18 protein-coding genes and 3 pseudogenes are annotated in these 14,444 nt (G+C 59.1%); 6 read left to right on the plus strand and 15 right to left on the minus strand.

Annotated features, from left to right (window positions below; genetic code table 11):
* Window positions 1-5 precede the first annotated feature (5 nt).
* Both V5B40_RS02475 and V5B40_RS02480 read left to right on the plus strand, forming a co-directional pair.
* Window positions 6-569 (plus strand): sugar transferase, encoded by a 564-nt coding sequence (locus V5B40_RS02475; RefSeq protein ID WP_332353043.1) that lies wholly within the window; start codon window positions 6-8, stop codon window positions 567-569.
* Window positions 566-781, plus strand: coding sequence for a hypothetical protein (locus V5B40_RS02480; protein ID WP_332353044.1), 216 nt, complete (start codon window positions 566-568; stop codon window positions 779-781). Before V5B40_RS02475 ends, V5B40_RS02480 begins: the two co-directional genes overlap by 4 nt.
* Window positions 782-1,431: 650 nt before the next feature.
* Here V5B40_RS02480 and V5B40_RS02485 read toward each other — a convergent pair.
* The 13 genes and pseudogenes from V5B40_RS02485 to V5B40_RS02545 all read right to left on the minus strand — a co-directional run bounded on the left by V5B40_RS02485 (window position 1,432) and on the right by V5B40_RS02545 (window position 10,239).
* On the minus strand, window positions 1,432-2,409 hold the full coding sequence (locus V5B40_RS02485; protein ID WP_332353045.1) for an alpha/beta hydrolase: 978 nt from the start codon (window positions 2,407-2,409) through the stop codon (window positions 1,432-1,434).
* Window positions 2,410-2,441: 32 nt separating this feature from the next.
* Entirely contained in the window at window positions 2,442-2,666 is a 225-nt protein-coding gene (locus V5B40_RS02490) for a type II toxin-antitoxin system HicA family toxin (RefSeq protein ID WP_332353046.1), read from the minus strand.
* A gap of 3 nt (window positions 2,667-2,669) precedes the next feature.
* On the minus strand, window positions 2,670-2,879 hold the full coding sequence (locus V5B40_RS02495; protein ID WP_332353047.1) for a type II toxin-antitoxin system HicB family antitoxin: 210 nt from the start codon (window positions 2,877-2,879) through the stop codon (window positions 2,670-2,672).
* Between the two features lie 166 nt (window positions 2,880-3,045).
* Window positions 3,046-3,444: a GFA family protein gene (locus V5B40_RS02500; RefSeq protein WP_332353048.1), complete on the minus strand. Its 399-nt coding sequence runs from the start codon at window positions 3,442-3,444 to the stop codon at window positions 3,046-3,048.
* Between the two features lie 960 nt (window positions 3,445-4,404).
* Window positions 4,405-4,608 (minus strand): hypothetical protein, encoded by a 204-nt coding sequence (locus V5B40_RS02510; RefSeq protein ID WP_332353049.1) that lies wholly within the window; start codon window positions 4,606-4,608, stop codon window positions 4,405-4,407.
* A 205-nt stretch (window positions 4,609-4,813) separates the two neighbouring features.
* Window positions 4,814-5,002: pseudogene (locus tag V5B40_RS25105) on the minus strand (head-tail connector protein); the annotation flags it as partial.
* 4 nt (window positions 5,003-5,006) lie between these two features.
* Window positions 5,007-5,402, minus strand: a complete 396-nt coding sequence (locus V5B40_RS02515; protein ID WP_332353050.1) for a hypothetical protein — start codon at window positions 5,400-5,402, stop codon at window positions 5,007-5,009.
* A 71-nt stretch (window positions 5,403-5,473) separates the two neighbouring features.
* Window positions 5,474-6,775 carry a phage major capsid protein gene (locus tag V5B40_RS02520; RefSeq protein WP_332353051.1) on the minus strand — a complete coding sequence of 434 codons (1,302 nt, stop codon included), beginning with the start codon at window positions 6,773-6,775 and terminating at the stop codon, window positions 5,474-5,476.
* Between the two features lie 277 nt (window positions 6,776-7,052).
* A complete protein-coding gene (locus V5B40_RS02525) occupies window positions 7,053-7,679 on the minus strand; it encodes a hypothetical protein (protein WP_332353052.1) in 627 nt (208 codons plus the stop codon).
* 185 nt (window positions 7,680-7,864) lie between these two features.
* Window positions 7,865-8,206: a hypothetical protein gene (locus V5B40_RS02530; protein WP_332353053.1), complete on the minus strand. Its 342-nt coding sequence runs from the start codon at window positions 8,204-8,206 to the stop codon at window positions 7,865-7,867.
* 109 nt (window positions 8,207-8,315) lie between these two features.
* Window positions 8,316-9,243: pseudogene (locus V5B40_RS02535) on the minus strand (S49 family peptidase).
* Entirely contained in the window at window positions 9,240-9,677 is a 438-nt protein-coding gene (locus V5B40_RS02540) for a phage portal protein (protein WP_332353054.1), read from the minus strand. The pseudogene V5B40_RS02535 and the gene V5B40_RS02540 overlap by 4 nt, the downstream one beginning before the upstream one ends.
* The gene (locus tag V5B40_RS02545) at window positions 9,562-10,239 is read right to left on the minus strand and encodes a phage portal protein (RefSeq protein ID WP_332353055.1); all 678 of its coding nucleotides are present in this window, start codon (window positions 10,237-10,239) and stop codon (window positions 9,562-9,564) included. The genes V5B40_RS02540 and V5B40_RS02545 overlap by 116 nt, the downstream gene beginning before the upstream one ends.
* Window positions 10,240-10,352: 113 nt before the next feature.
* Here V5B40_RS02545 and V5B40_RS02550 point away from each other — a divergent pair, with 113 nt between their 5' ends.
* From V5B40_RS02550 to V5B40_RS02565, 4 genes are all read left to right on the plus strand, one after another.
* Entirely contained in the window at window positions 10,353-10,676 is a 324-nt protein-coding gene (locus V5B40_RS02550) for a hypothetical protein (RefSeq protein ID WP_332353056.1), read from the plus strand.
* A gap of 62 nt (window positions 10,677-10,738) precedes the next feature.
* The gene (locus tag V5B40_RS02555) at window positions 10,739-11,017 is read left to right on the plus strand and encodes a DUF1778 domain-containing protein (RefSeq protein ID WP_332353057.1); all 279 of its coding nucleotides are present in this window, start codon (window positions 10,739-10,741) and stop codon (window positions 11,015-11,017) included.
* Entirely contained in the window at window positions 11,014-11,508 is a 495-nt protein-coding gene (locus V5B40_RS02560) for a GNAT family N-acetyltransferase (protein WP_332353058.1), read from the plus strand. The genes V5B40_RS02555 and V5B40_RS02560 overlap by 4 nt, the downstream gene beginning before the upstream one ends.
* Window positions 11,509-12,179: 671 nt before the next feature.
* The gene (locus V5B40_RS02565; protein ID WP_332353059.1) at window positions 12,180-13,652 is read left to right on the plus strand and encodes a YecA family protein; all 1,473 of its coding nucleotides are present in this window, start codon (window positions 12,180-12,182) and stop codon (window positions 13,650-13,652) included.
* Window positions 13,653-13,737: 85 nt separating this feature from the next.
* On the opposite strand, the pseudogene V5B40_RS02570 reads toward V5B40_RS02565, so the two are convergent.
* Both V5B40_RS02570 and V5B40_RS02575 read right to left on the minus strand, forming a co-directional pair.
* Window positions 13,738-13,965: pseudogene (locus tag V5B40_RS02570) on the minus strand (hypothetical protein); the annotation flags it as partial.
* Between the two features lie 15 nt (window positions 13,966-13,980).
* A complete protein-coding gene (locus V5B40_RS02575) occupies window positions 13,981-14,418 on the minus strand; it encodes a DNA-directed RNA polymerase subunit alpha C-terminal domain-containing protein (protein WP_332353061.1) in 438 nt (145 codons plus the stop codon).
* Window positions 14,419-14,444: the final 26 nt, after the last annotated feature.

Below are 14,444 nucleotides of genomic sequence, written 5' to 3' on the forward strand. Positions count from 1 at the left end.
GAAAGATGGCCAAGCGTTCCCTCGATGTATTGCTGAGTATCGTTGCGGCGCTGGTTCTGGCGCTTCCCATCGTCGTCATCGCCCTGCTCGTGCGTCTGACTTCGCCCGGTCCGGCGCTCTACTGGTCTGACCGGGTTGGCAAGGGCAACCGCGTATTCCGGATGCCCAAGTTCCGCAGCATGCGAGTGGGAACGCCCGTAGTCGCGACTCACCTGCTACAGGATCCGAAAGCCCATCTGACTCCCATCGGCTCCTTTCTTCGCAAGAGCAGTCTGGACGAGCTGCCTCAACTCTGGAACATTCTGAAAGGCGAGATGAGCTTCGTCGGCCCGCGTCCTGCGCTGTTCAATCAGGAGAGTCTCATTGCCTTGCGTACGAAGTACGCTGTGCACGAGTTGCTGCCAGGGCTGACCGGCTGGGCGCAGGTCAATGGGCGAGATGAATTGCCGATTCCAGAAAAGGTAAAGCTGGATGTCGAATACCTTCGTCGGCGGTCGCTCGGGTTCGACCTGTATATCCTATGGCGGACCTTGGTGAAGGTTGCACGGCGCGACGGAGTGTCACATTGATGCTGCTGCCGCCTCGTTTCGTGGGGAGCGGGCGCCGCATTGATAACGACTGGCCGCGTCAAGAATTTCCCACCGTCCCCGGGCGTTTTTTTCATTCGCCGGGCAAGGTGGTGCGTCATGCCAGGTCCCGGGTGTTGCCAATCGCCGAAACCGTCGACTCGTTCCGCCGCCTCCGCACCCGCAGCTTCGCGCAGGCTGCGGCAGCCTTTTAATAGCCGCGACCGCTGCTCGACACTTCGGCAACGATTCCTCCGCGCACCCTTGCGTGAGCGTCGGTTTGTTCGGAAGTTATGCCCGCATGCTATCTGGAGCCGGCGCTCCAGCCTTGGCGTGCCTCGGCGATCGGTCGGCGACGATGTCAAGCATTGCATTTGGGACGAGGCATTTTCAGTATTTTCCAATTCAGGTATGAGGTCGATCCAAACCCCTCCACGCCACCGCGCAAGGAGCCGACCAGCGATGCTTTGCACTCGTGCTGTGGCACCGCGATGGCGATCGTCGGGCCGCGGATTCGATCGACATCGCCCGCAGTCGTCGCTGCTCCAGCGCTCGTCGCGGTCGCCATCTGGTCATGTAGGACTCCCTCACAGCGCTGTCTGGCCGCGTTCGGGACTTCAGCTTCCCCAAGCTGATTGATGCCGTAGCACGGAATTCAGTGGCCGGAACGCTAAAACGCCCGGATTTGGGAGATCTTCGCTGCCTGCGCCGCAGCGCGCCGCAACTTCTCATTCCCGGCCCTCCGGCATTCATGCCTGCGGGGTAAATCCAAAAAAGATATTTGCAGAGGGGCGCTCAGCCCTCCGGCCCGGGCTCGTCCAACAAACGGATCAGATCGTGGCTGCGCATGATCTATCCTTATTCGTTAGATTTCACGAATTATTGTTGAGCGGCGTAACTCATCTTCAGGAAAAACTCTGCCAGTTTTTAAGCACGCGTATATATGATCAAAAACCAAGCCAGGCTTCCCTTTTTCTTTACCACTCCGAAAATATGAATGTCCCTTCGGATTGTCATAAGTATTGTTCACGTCGTCGCAGTCCACTACATAGACATTTTTTGGCGTCATCTCCATGTTTTCCGGCCCGGTATGTCCCAAGCGACGAGAGGCAATCTTATTTTTCAAGTTTGCTGCTTTGCTTGCGCGCAAGGCCAAGTCATCTGAAGCAAAATAAACAACTACATTCCGCGATGCGTCACAGATTAATTTGGCTCTCTCAGTCCGATGAATGGACTCGTTCTCTATGTCTGCTGCAACGAGAAACGTATTGCGGAAGATGAGTGGGACGCCGTGGGCGAGATCATATTTATCCCATGCGCACAGAGTTTCTCGGAGCACTCTATTTCCCATGGAGTGGGCAAGAACGTTGATTCGTTTTAGGCAAGGGTCAGTATCTGGTGAGTTTAGATCTGACTCTCGCCACTCAATGAATCGACTTAACGCCCTTGATAGCGATAATGCACTTCCGTCAGCGGACTTCTGATCGTCCCAATAGTCCTTGATAATTCCAAAGTCGTTATCACACGGCCAGATTACTGGAACCACCAAAACCTCTTCTGCATCCTTTTGATCACATAGATTTTGAAACTCAGTAGCGGCTTCAAAGATATCGTCTGGAAGATTGGAGAAACCATGAATGTAGAGCACGATTTGGCGGTATTTAGAGCATTTCAGTTCTGATAGGAAGTTCATTCCGCCAACCTCCGTGAGGCTTCCGTCAGCATTTCTCCGGCAGAAATATACGGAGTTGCTTGGGGCGTTACTTTTCAAATCAAACTCAAATTTTCTACCTGCTTTTGTTTGAATCGAACCCTTTGGAAACCTATTCGTTATGAACAGCATGGCAATTCCTCCGTGTGGACTATCGGGTTGGGCTATCTGTGTTTAAGAAACTCATCAAGCGCGAGGCCAATGTCTTTGGCGATTTGACGGAGCAAGATCGGTGAGATGTCTCGATCTTGATGAAACGGCACGGTGGTGCAGCGACCGGCAGCATTGCGAAATTGTTTATGCGAGCCACGTTGGCGCACTTCCGTGAAGCCGAGTCGGAGAAGAATGGCAATAACCTCGGTGGGCTTGAGGACGGGAACATTGCCCATAGCTCAAGCTACGGCAACGTTTTGAACCCCAACAAACTCGGATTCAAGAGTGGGTTCGCCGTCTTCCAGAAGCATTGTGATCACGTCGTGGAGATTGTGATTGATTTCATCCAACGTTTCTCCCTGGGAATGAGCACCGGGAAAACCGGGAACGAAACCTACGAACAGGCCTGTTTGTGGGCACCGTTCGATTACCGCTGAATAGACTTTCATGGCTGGCTCCGAAATCATTTGCGAAAGCAGATTATCGTTCTACGCTCTGCGATAGGCAACCGACGATGCCCAAAGTAAAGGTGACCGGCGCTGCGCGGCTCTATCGCGCAGCGTCCAGAGAGCGAAGCGAACGGGGTCGACCGACGGGTTGGGCGTCATCTTCGGCCTACACTGGAAATCTTTCGAACTCAGGAAGTTCATTAATATGCTTCATCCAGCCGAGCCGTTCGGCCGTCTGTATTTGTACTGTTGGTGGTAGTGCCTCGGGATGGTCAAGTGTTGAGGACTGTACGTCGACAAGTCCAGGGAGTACTCCTGCATTCCGGTAGAACAACCCGCTTCCGCAGTCAGCGCAGAAACTCCGCATAGCAGTACCTGAGGAGTTAATCGTCTTTGGCCGCCCTTTCGTCAGGGTCAAGGCAGTTTCGGGAAACATCGCCCAAGCCACCATGGGCGCGCCTGTGCTTCGTCGGCAGTCGCTGCAGTGGCACAATGCCACGGCCTTTGGTTCACCCGAGAGCTGATAGCGAATGGCGCCACATAAGCACTGTCCAGAGTAGATCATAACGGAAACTCCTTGGTATTCCACGAATAATCACCAAACGCCAACCAAATTCCATAAATCGAAGAACTCATCGCAGCCTTAAGTGGCGAGATCCCTGTGGCGCCCAACGTAGAGCTAACCGGCGCTGCGCGGCTTTATCGCGCAGCGTCCAGCGACCGGAGGGGGCGGGGTCGACCGCCGGGTTAGCGCTATTTGCTGGGAGAGGACGGTTCATTTGCATTATCTGACGCCAAGCGTTGCAAGAACCAGCCTGTGAAGTAGAGCAGGCCGAACGTGGGGATGGCGATGACGGCGTAAGCTGCAACCCACGATAGATTGGCAAGCAGTGAGCCAAGCCCAAGGAATTGCAGTGCTCCGCCTTGAAGGGCGATAGGCAGTTGGAGAAAGACAAACTGCCCTTTGAGGTCACCACCAGCGGAGAACGCTAACGCAAGACAGATACAGATCGCTGTCGCGTAGATTGCACAGAAGAAAAGACCGACTCGGCTCATAGCGCTAACGTTTAGTCGACACCGATTTCGGTGTATATCTCGGCGTGTGCGGGTGTATACCCGTGTCCGGTAGATGTAAGTAACTGATTTTCATAGGGGTGCCAGACATGAATGCGCCTGACGACTCGCAAAACACGCCTCCTGAACCTAGGCTTCTCGACCAACTCCGAGATCGCATCCGCCTCAAGCACTACAGCATACGAACTGAGACCCAGTATGTCCACTCGGCCAGGCGGTACACAGCCCTGAAGCATGACCCAGCCGAATCGGGCCCGTTTGCCGGTTACGCCCGCTTTTGCGGTCGAGGCGGTCAGATTGCGGTTGGCTGGGGACGAAGGGCGGGGGAAATGGAGTCAGTCAGGAGGATGTCGAAAGGCTTCTTTTGGGCTTCGGTACGATAGCCAGGCGAGCTTTTCCGGACGCGGCTACACCGCGCTTGAGAGGATGTTTCGGTGATGCCTGAGTGAGGTCACTCAAGTTGAAGCAGGAATGGCTCGGCGAGGAGCACGCGAATGCGTGCTGGGTCGAGCCAGGGGGCGGCGCAGGAGCTTCGGATGAAGGCGATGGCACCGCGCACGCCGAGTTGCTGATAGAGCTCGCGTAGCTGTCGGCTGAAGCGTGCCAGGGTATTGAACACATGCGCCAGGCGCATCAGGAGGTGATAGTCCTGCATGGCATTCCAGTTGAAGGCGAAGGCGTGCTCGTAGTGGTAGCCCTTGGTGCTTTTCGATTAGGAAGCCCGCTTCGATGCACCAGCGCTGGCGGGCGCCGAGGTTGCAGCGCTCATGGACCGGGCATTTCAGCAGCAGGATCGCGTGCCCCGGCAGCGAGAACGACAGTCCCGCAGGAACGCCCATCAGGCTCGGACCGGGAAAGCTGTCGAGCACCAGTTTCCAGCGCGCGGTGACGAACTGGCGGCCGGTGAGCGTCTCCGCGGCTTGCCGTGCCGCCGAGATCAGCGAAGCAATCAGCGCATCGTCGTCGGCAGACTCCACCCGCAGGTGGCGCTTGGCCTCGGCGAGCGACACTGGTTCCTCTGCGGCTGGAGTGATGAGTTGCAGCGGCATGGGATCAGATCGCCTGGACCACCGCGGCCTGGTTGAAGACCTCCGCCGTGGCGTAGCGCGGATGCACCCCGATGAGCTTGCCGGCGACGATGCTCGCGGCGACCTCGACGGTCAGCGACAGACGCAGGAACGCGAAGCCGTTGTTGCTGTCGAGGTTCTCGGGCCTCAGGTTGATTAGCGCCTGCTTGTTGTCGCCGGTACCGGTGGCGTCCCGCGCCTGCTGGATCTTGGCGTCCAGGGTCGCTGCGGCGCCGAGGACGCCGGTCTCGACCACCGCCAGAAACGCATGGAAATTGACGACTGACACCCAGGCGGTGGTGACCGTGCCGGCCGCCCGGCTGGCCGGGTCGATGGTAGCGAGAATCGACAGCGTTTCGCTGCCCTTGATGTTGGGGTACATGGATGTCTCCTGTGGGAAGCGGAAGGGAAAGCCACGGGGCGCGGTGGTCCCGCTGTGGTTCCTGCCCGCGCCTATCGCGCGGCAAGCTGGATGTAGGGCGAGAGCGCGTTGGCTCCCTTGGCCGGGGCGATCGGGTTCTGGATCTTCGATTGGCCGTCCATGCGGAAGGTCGTGCGAAAGGCGGTCAGGTCCGCGTCGAAGTAGAGGTGCATCGAGGTCGCGGTCTGCATGCCGCCGGCCTTGGTGATGGTCTGGTAGTACGAGAGGTCGACCAGCAGCACGTCGCCCTGTGACGAGAAGGTGTTGGCGTGTTGGGAAACGAACACCGGGCGACCGAGCAGCGTGCCGTAGGGCGAGAACTGGATGCCGCCGACCGACTGGCGGACCGGCAGGTAGATCGGGTAGTTGCCGAGCGTCAGGGTGAAGAGCGCCGGCAGGACATCGTTGTTCACGATCCAGACAGCGTTGGTGAACGACCCTGGAGGCAGGCGGGCGATCATCTTGGCGAGGTTCTGCGTCAGCAGGGTTTGCGTCGCTTGACCGGACTCTTTGGCCACCGTGACGATGGCACCGCCGTTCATGCAGCCGAGCGGGATGCCGTTGCCGGCGCCGAAGAGAATCGACTCGTTGGCTTTCCAGCGAATCGACACCGCCACCTTCTCCGGCAGGTAGCTGGTCAACGCGTTGGCGTCGTCGAGCAACTCGTCGGTGGTCGGGACCAGGGCCATCAGTTTCTTCAGGCGCAGAGTGGCCAGACCCAACACCGGCTTGGTGGGCATTCCCGAGGATGCCTCTCCTTGCCAGTAGGCGCGGATGCCGTTGGTGCCCCAGGGCGTTGTCTCGTCCTTCGGAAACGCCATGCTGTTGCCGCTGATCTCGACGTTGTCGGTGAGCGGCAGGAGGGAATCCTCGCCGAGCGACAGCCTGAAGATCTCCTGCGAGAACTGCGGCGGAACGAGAAAGCCGCCGTCCTGACCGACGGCCTCGTTGCCGTAATTGCTGGGCGCGGCGGCGCCGATGCCGCCGAGCAGTAGCCGGGCGTCGATCGACTGGCCGGGTTTGTCGGCCTGGTACACCGCCTGCATCAATTCGCCGACCGATCCGAAGCCACGGCGGGGATCCGCTTCGCGGTTGTCGGTGACGATCGGGCCGATGACGTGGTCGACACCGATGCGTGCTTCGTCGGCGATCAGGGCGGCTTCGCGGTCGATGGCCGCTGAGGCGGCGTCGATGCGGGCGCGCAGGGCGTCGAAGGCGGTGACTTCGTCGTCGGTCAGGTCGCGGTTCTCCGAAGCGGCGAGGTCGGTGAGGCCGCGGGCTTCTTTGACCAGGGTGGTCTTGCGAGCCTGAAGCTCCCGCAGTTGCTTGCTCATGTGGTTCTCCAAAAGCAAGAACCCGCACGGGGCGGGTTCAATGGGCATAAAAAAACGCCGGGAGGCGGTTGGGGTGGGGGACGGGCAAGGGGTCGTTTCAGAACGGGGCGGGGGGCACGGGAGAGGCGCTGGAAAACACATCAGCAGTTCTCACGAGCGCCATCTGAATACGTGAAGCAAGCGGCGCTTCGATTGTTTTTGGCGTAGCGTGCCAGGGCACTCGCTAACCTCCATGGTCTTGAAAAGCAGGCGTTCAACGTCCAGGCTAAGCTACCGGCTACCCGGCACGAGATCCGATGGCGCGAGCGTTCGGTTGGACCGCTTTAGCCGCGACCTTGGCTACGTGCCGAGTGAGGTATTCCTCGATTTGTAACAGCCGCATCACAGGACACTGAAGCTCTGAGGTTGCTGTACTGGCAAACTTACGCATCTCTTGAAGGCACGAAAGGAAAGCATCATTTACCACGCACTCAAGCTCAACGTCGTGTGACGATTTGATACTCGCTTTGATGGCGGCAAGGTGCCCAAGCTGGTTGTAAATCGCTTGGCCCTGACTGTCTTTAACTACCGGGCTCCAAAGCATGAAGTGGCGGTCGTAGTCCGACAGATACTTGTTGGCGTACTCGATGTCTCTTGAAAATTTGTCGGTGAGCTTCTGTACGTTGTTGGGCCGTTTATCCTTGACGTATTGAAGCCCTGTAGTGAGGTGAATGGCAACCTCACAAATGTAGACTTGCTTATCTTTGAGATTGATGCCCACGACGTCGATCTCGCCGTGAGCCTCGATGGTATATAGATTGGTTTGAATGAAGTCACATTTGCGGATGTACCTCAAATATGACGAAACCAACTGTTCTCCGACATTCAGCACCACGATTTCCCTAGCAGCGAACGCGTTTGACATGAGAGGAGTGCCGCGCCTTGCTGGGGCACGTCATCTCGATTGAACGTAGAGCGCACTTCACAGAGTGCTCGCGCAATCCAGACGCTCAGCAATTGACAAGGAGAGAGGAAGCACTTTGATTCGACAGGGCTTGTGCTTTCGTCGGACAGCATCTCATGCAATATGAATTGAAGTTGAGCACCATCCTAGAAGCTCAGCGTAGCCGCTTTTTCGTTCTCCACGAACACGAAGCACCTTGTGGAAGAACTGACTAATCCTGTGTTGGTGGAACAACTGGCGGTGATCCTCTTGCCACGATATGACGAACGGAACTCTCCATCTCCAGAAAGAAGAGAAAGGCGCTCATCAATCACCTTCGTGCCGTTGATCAGAATTTTTACGTTGGTGAAATCGAACAACTCACCGCTGATCTCCCAGGGAGCTTCGGTGGAGCCAGATGAGCGATAGCCCTGGCTTGGCGCGACAGTTGTGCAAGCCGTGGCGAAAAGCGCAAGCAGAGAAGCAAACGAACGCAAGGTCATTGCCACTGCCCTTCATTGTTGATGTTGATGTAACCTCAGCGGCCATTGCTCGCTTGGACAGAGGCTAGCCCTTCGCCGAAAAATCTCCCACCTGGGTTTCGACGAGTGCATGTCATTATGACAGAATCGCAAGGGCATTCCTCGCCTGTGCTAGGCGGGACGCTCGCGGTCTGGCAATGAACCTGGCATCCCGCCGCATCTTCCTGACGACATCGTCGAACGTGACCATCCCATCGATCATGCCTTGCGCCTTTGCCGCATCCGCACCGAGCACACGACCCTGACCCATCCCCTCGCGCACCTGGGAAATCGGCACCCCACGCCAGCGCGCCACCGCCTTGGTGAAGGACGCGTAGTAGTCATCCACGCGCGACTGCATGAAGCCCTGCGCCTCCTCGTCGAGCGGCACATACGGATTGCCCTCGACCTTGTATTTGCCGGCCGAGATCAGCGTCGGTGACGCCCTTGGTGACAAACGCCTGCGAGTAATCGAAATGCGCCTGCCAGACGCCGATCGAGCCGACCTCGCCGCCCGGCGTGACGTAGAACTCGGACGCCGAGCAGCCAATCCAGTAGGCGGCACTCGCGGCGAGGCTATTGGCGATCGCTACCACGGGCTTCTGTGCCCGGGCACTGACGATCTCGTCGGCGAGTTCGGAAACGCCGTAGACGCTGCCACCCGGACTGTCGATGTCGATCAGGATCTGACTGACCGAGTCATCGGCCAGCGCCTGGCGCAGGGCAGAGGCAAACTGCTGCGTGCTGACGCTACCCGGGCCCGAGACATCGTCGACCATGTTGCCGCGCTGGGTGACGACGCCGTACAAGGGCAGGACAGCAATCCCGCCACTGGACACCGCAGTGGCCGCCTGCCGGCGTGCCTCCCGCACGTTGCGGTCAGCGGCGATCGATGCCAGGACGTCCTCACCAGCCGGAATGTCCTGCGACCAGCGCGCCAGCACTGCCGCGACCGCATTCAGTCGTTCAGGCATCAGCGCCCAGGGGGTGGCCAGAAATTCAGCAACCAGCAAGTGGTGGTTCATCGTGTCATCCCCATCGTCATTCGGTCTGTGCAACTTCGCCGTCTTGCGGTCCAGTTACATCCTGCGCGGGCCGCTGCTCCTGCTCGGCATCGCCTTCCAGTTCCTCCGCCGAACCCTTCCTCGACCATGTTCAACGGCCGCAGCGGCTCATCCAGCCCGTCGAGCGGATTGAGGTTCTCGGCGATGCGCGCCTCGTTGCGCGTCAGCCAGCCGTTCTGGATTCCGCTCTGGTAGTACGACGATCGGCTGGCGGCATCGCCGCGCATCAGGTTCGCGAAGTCGAACTCGACTTCCAACTCGTCGCCATCGAGCAGCAACTCAGACTCGATGCTCGCTTCCCAGCGCTCGGCCCACGGCGTCATCGTGTGCATGACGAATTCCAGGCTCTGCTGCTCGATGTTCGAGAAGGTCGCGCGATCCAGATCCGCAATCATGTGCGGCGGCACCCGAAACAGCCGCGCGATGTCGGTGATCATGGAACTTGCGGAGTTCGAGGAACTGCGCGTCCCGGTTGGTCACGCCCACCTCGTGGAACTTCATGCCGTTTTCCAGCACCAGTACCTTGCCGCGGTTGGCCCCGGACTGCGCCGCCTGGTACGACTCGCGAAACACCTTCTTGGCCTCGCTGTCCTTGAACGACCCCGGAAACTCGATCCAGCCGCCGGTCGGCTTGGCGTCGTTGGCGAAGAAGCGCGCGCCGTAGTCCTGCGCGGCCAGCGCCATGCCCAGACTCTCTCGCGCCAGGTCGATCGGGCGCATGCCCATCAGGCCATCGGAAGACGGACCACGCAGATGCCAGATCTCGCCGCGCGGCAGTATGGCCTCTACCCCGAGCCGGTCGGTCACCCGATAGCGGTAGTCACCGGACGGCATCAGTTCCATGCGGATCCGGTCCGGGTGGACCGGCATCAGTTCGAGGATCTCGCCGCGGCGGTTGGCCACGATCCGGTTGTAGGCGTTGCCCCTGAGCGCCAGATGGCGTCCAGTCGTCGTCATCGAGCCCGTACACGATGCCAAACCGGCTGTTGTCCGCGAGCACGCCGTCGAGCAGGCGGGTGACGAAGCTGCGGATCTCGTAGCAGCTCCCCGAACGGTTGCTGCCGGCGGTGGTGATCACCCACAAGAGCGAGTTGTCGCGCTGTGATCAGGATGAACACCTGCCACGTGTCCACGTGGATCGGCTGTCCTGCCAGCGGTCCCTTGACGTGTGGCAGGCGCTCGATGAAGGTGCACAGCTTGTCGGTCAGCGTTGGGTTGAAGCGGTAGGGATTGTCCTTGCCCGTGAACCGCGCCAGATCGTCGAGTTGCCGCTGGCAGGCCTAGCGCACCCACTTGCCGGTGGAAACCATGCCAGTGACGGCGGCCCTGGCGTATTGGCGGGCGGTGGTGGTGTAGGCACTCAAGGATCAGTTTCGGGCTTCGCCGTGTATTGACAACAGATACACGCCGCCATAGGATAAGTGTGTCTGTTGTGCAGGCATCAAAGGAGAAACTCATGCGTGACGCCGCCATCAACTTGCGAGCGCTTCCCGAGCAGCGGGATCTGATTGATCACGCCGCTCAGTTGCTCGGCAAGAACCGTTCCGACTTCATGCTCGAAGCCGCCTGCGACAAGGCGCAGGCGGTGGTGATCGATCAAGTTTTTTTCAGTCTCGACGCCGACAAGTTCCGGCAGTTCACCGCCATGCTCGACGCGCCGCCGGCCGCCAATCCTGGACTTGAGCGCCTGATGGCGGTCAAGGCGCCCTGGGAAGCAGACGCCAGCAAGGCATGAACCTGCACCTCAGCGCGCCGCAGCCACTGTCGCTCGCTCATCGTCTGGATGACTTTGCGTGCGGCGAGGCCGTACTCGACGAGTGGCTGAAGCGGCGGGCCATGGCCAACCAGTTGAGCGGCGCCAGCCGCAGTTTTGTCGTGGCCGATCGGGAGCAACGCGTCTACGGCTACTACGCCATGGCCGCAGGAGCCGTCTCGCATCAGATGGCCACGAGTTCAGTGCGCCGCAATATGCCGGACCCCGTGCCGGTGATGGTGCTGGCCCGGCTCGCCGTCGATCATCGCGCGCAGGGGATCAAGCTGGGCGCTTCCTTGCTGCAGGACGCTGTCAAGCGGGCGGTGATCGTTGCGCAGAACGCCGGGGTCAGAGCATTGCTGGTGCATGCGCTCCATGACCAGGCCAGGGAGTTCTACGCGCACTACGGATTTCAGGTCTCGCCGGCGCATCCGATGACGCTGATGCTGCGTTTGAGCAGCATCGTTTCCTGAGCGCATCAGCGGGCAATCTCCGGCCAAGAGTCCGACTCGGTCGTCGATTCCGCCGGCAGCGAGAGGCGTGAGCGCGCCGCTGGGGGTCTTGATGATCATCCCGGAAACGCCGGCCTTGTTGATCCTGGAGAGTGCCTCGCGGGACAGGCCCGAACGGTTCGCCCAGCGCTCCAGCACCCCGCCATCGAGCGCCGACAGCAAAACGGGTGGCGAATTGGCTACCGCGTAGTTCCACGCTTCCTTGAAGGCACGGTCGAGGGCAGTAGCTAGACAGGATTCGATCTGGTGGATCTGCGGCGATATATTCGTCGGCCCTTTCTATCACAGCCTTCGGACCGGGGGCGCTGACAGCTATGAGGCTATCGTGGGTCTGGCGCTCCTGGAATCTACGCGCGTACTCGTGGTCTGGTCCCCGAATGCTCTCCGTTCCGACGATGTCCGAGCGGAGTTTCCGGTAGCAACCGAGCGCAACAAAAAGATTGCCGCCTACACCGTGCCGGGCGCCCCCGCCTTACCTTGCGATGGTATACCCGTGATGCGCGACCATCAGTCATTGCGGTCTTTCTTGCTGGTATGCTGAACCCCAGCGAATAAGGATAGATCGCGCATGCGCAGTGCAAGTGAGAGGGGGACGGTCATGGCTTTCATCATCAGGGGTGTCTCGACATGTCATGATCGTTAGCGAAAAAGGTACCCCGCTTCACGGCGGGCAAGGAACTACGAGAGAGAGCGGAGTCCAGCACATGACCTACAAGATCGGTCGGAATGATCCCTGTCCATGTGGCAGCGGCAAGAAATACAAGCAGTGCTGTGCAAACAGTCCCACAGACTTCGTCGAACCGGAACGGAAAGGTCATGCCGGAGCAGTCGAGCGCGCCATCGACTGGCTCATGAGCAAGCATCGCAAGGCGGTGAGCGTTGCAATTGCTGAAATGCTCTTCGATGAATTGAGCCCCGAGGACGAAGCAGCTCTGAAAGCTCAGGACCCGGAAACGTGGACCAGCATTCAGCTCAACGCCACAGAATGGCTTTTGGCCGAAGGCGAGATTCTGGTCCATGGCGAGCCCAAGCCCGTATCGGAATACCTACTCGGTAAGGGCGGGCCGCTCTTCACGGTCGATCAACGCCGCTGGATCACGCAGTTGGCTGAGCGTCCTTTACGCCTTTACGACGTGACCGACGTGGTTCCCGGCCAGCAATTGACGCTGTGCGATTCACTCGATGCAGAAGCGCTGCCGATCATCGTGCGCGAGAAATCGGGGAGCCAAGCCGCGATGCTGGGAATACAGATCGGCGTGCGGATCATGGAAGTCGATGATCACTACGAGCTGTCCGGCGCTGCCTACCCGTTTTCGCACCTTGCCGGGCCGGCCGTTGTCGTGAGAATGCGCGAGGCCATGGATCACTTCCACGGGCAGGCGAGCGACTTGCCGCGTTTCCTGAGCTTCGTCCTCCAACGCCAATGGCTTGCACAATTCTTCGCTCCGCGGCCCATGCCGGCTTTCAGGGACGCCTACTCGGGCGAGCCCATGTTACTGATCACGGACCACTATCGCGTCAACGATTGGGCGGCCTTGGCGCAGGCCTTGTCTGCGCGGAGCGACGTTGAAGGTGACGACGAGTCCGGTTGGGATCGTCTCATCGACTGCAAAGATGGGCAGACACGCTCGGTCGCGACGATCAATGTCGAGACGAGTACCGACAAGGTCACGGTGTTCTACAAGACGCAGCGCTACGCAGATGAAAGCCGCCTCTGGTTCGAGTCCGTTGCTGGCGATGCCGTTCTATTCCTGTCTCGCGAGTTGTCCGACCCCGCGGGACTGCTGCGCAACATGCCTGCCGGGCAAGAAGCGAAGCCCGCAGATGGTGACCTTGGTTTGTCACCGGAAGCGATGGCCGAGCTGATCGAAACGTCGCTCCATGGCATGTACGCCAACTGGGCTGACGAGCCGATCAAGGCGCTGGCTGGCAAGACCCCCCGGCAGGCCATCAACACGCCCGCCGGGTTGGAGCGTGTGAAGGGCTTGCTGAGAATGTATGAGGCCAGCGAAAAGCGACAAGCAGCCCAGCAGGAGCGACGCACGATTTCGTTCGACTTTCTCTGGCAGGCGCTTGGAATCTCGCACCACCCCGGAAACCGGTGAGCGAAACCGGCGACGCGCTATTGGTCCATTCACGGCGATGACCGGCATGAAACAGGCACACACTGGCAAGCCGGATATGAGCAGGTCATGCTGTACCATGAGTTCTGGCCTGGGTTATGCGCTGAACACTGAACACAGGGGGAGAAGATGAACGAAGAACAAATTGCCGCCGTCGCAGTTTCGACCAGCGCGGTTTTACCTGTTTTCTCTTCACCGCCATCGCCAGTGCTCTCCTCTGTCCGACCAGCACCACCAGCCTCTTGCCGCGCGTGATCTCCGTGTAGATGAGCTTGCGCTTGATCATCAGGTAATGATTTCCTGAGAAAATTCAGGCGACTTTGATAGACCGGAGGGATTCCTGAATCCGTCGAATTCCTTCTTTGCCCAGTAGCGGTATCTTCTTCAGATAATCGACATTGCAGCTCATCAAGTCGCCAACCGTCTGGATATCCACACTGGTCAAGGCGTGCAGCGTGATGGTGGAAAGCTTTGTCAGCCTATGGATAGGGCTGTCTCGTGTTAGCGAATCATCATCTACATCCGGACGCTCAAGAAATGCCTCGGCAAATTCACATAAAGTGGCTATTGGCACAAGGCGCTTCCCCGGTGTTTGTAGCGACGCGTACAACTCTGGATCAAGTCGGCTACAAACCGAATGCACGAGTTGGTAGCAGCGACTTTTTGATACGCCGAACTGTCGCGCGACTGCCGCGGCCGGTGATCCTGAAAGCACCGTTTGCACAATCGCACGATTTCGACTCCGCATTTCAGTTCTCATTAAAGGCGGTTGGT

The organism is Candidatus Accumulibacter meliphilus (assembly GCF_036625345.1).
Taxonomy (GTDB): domain Bacteria; phylum Pseudomonadota; class Gammaproteobacteria; order Burkholderiales; family Rhodocyclaceae; genus Accumulibacter; species Accumulibacter meliphilus.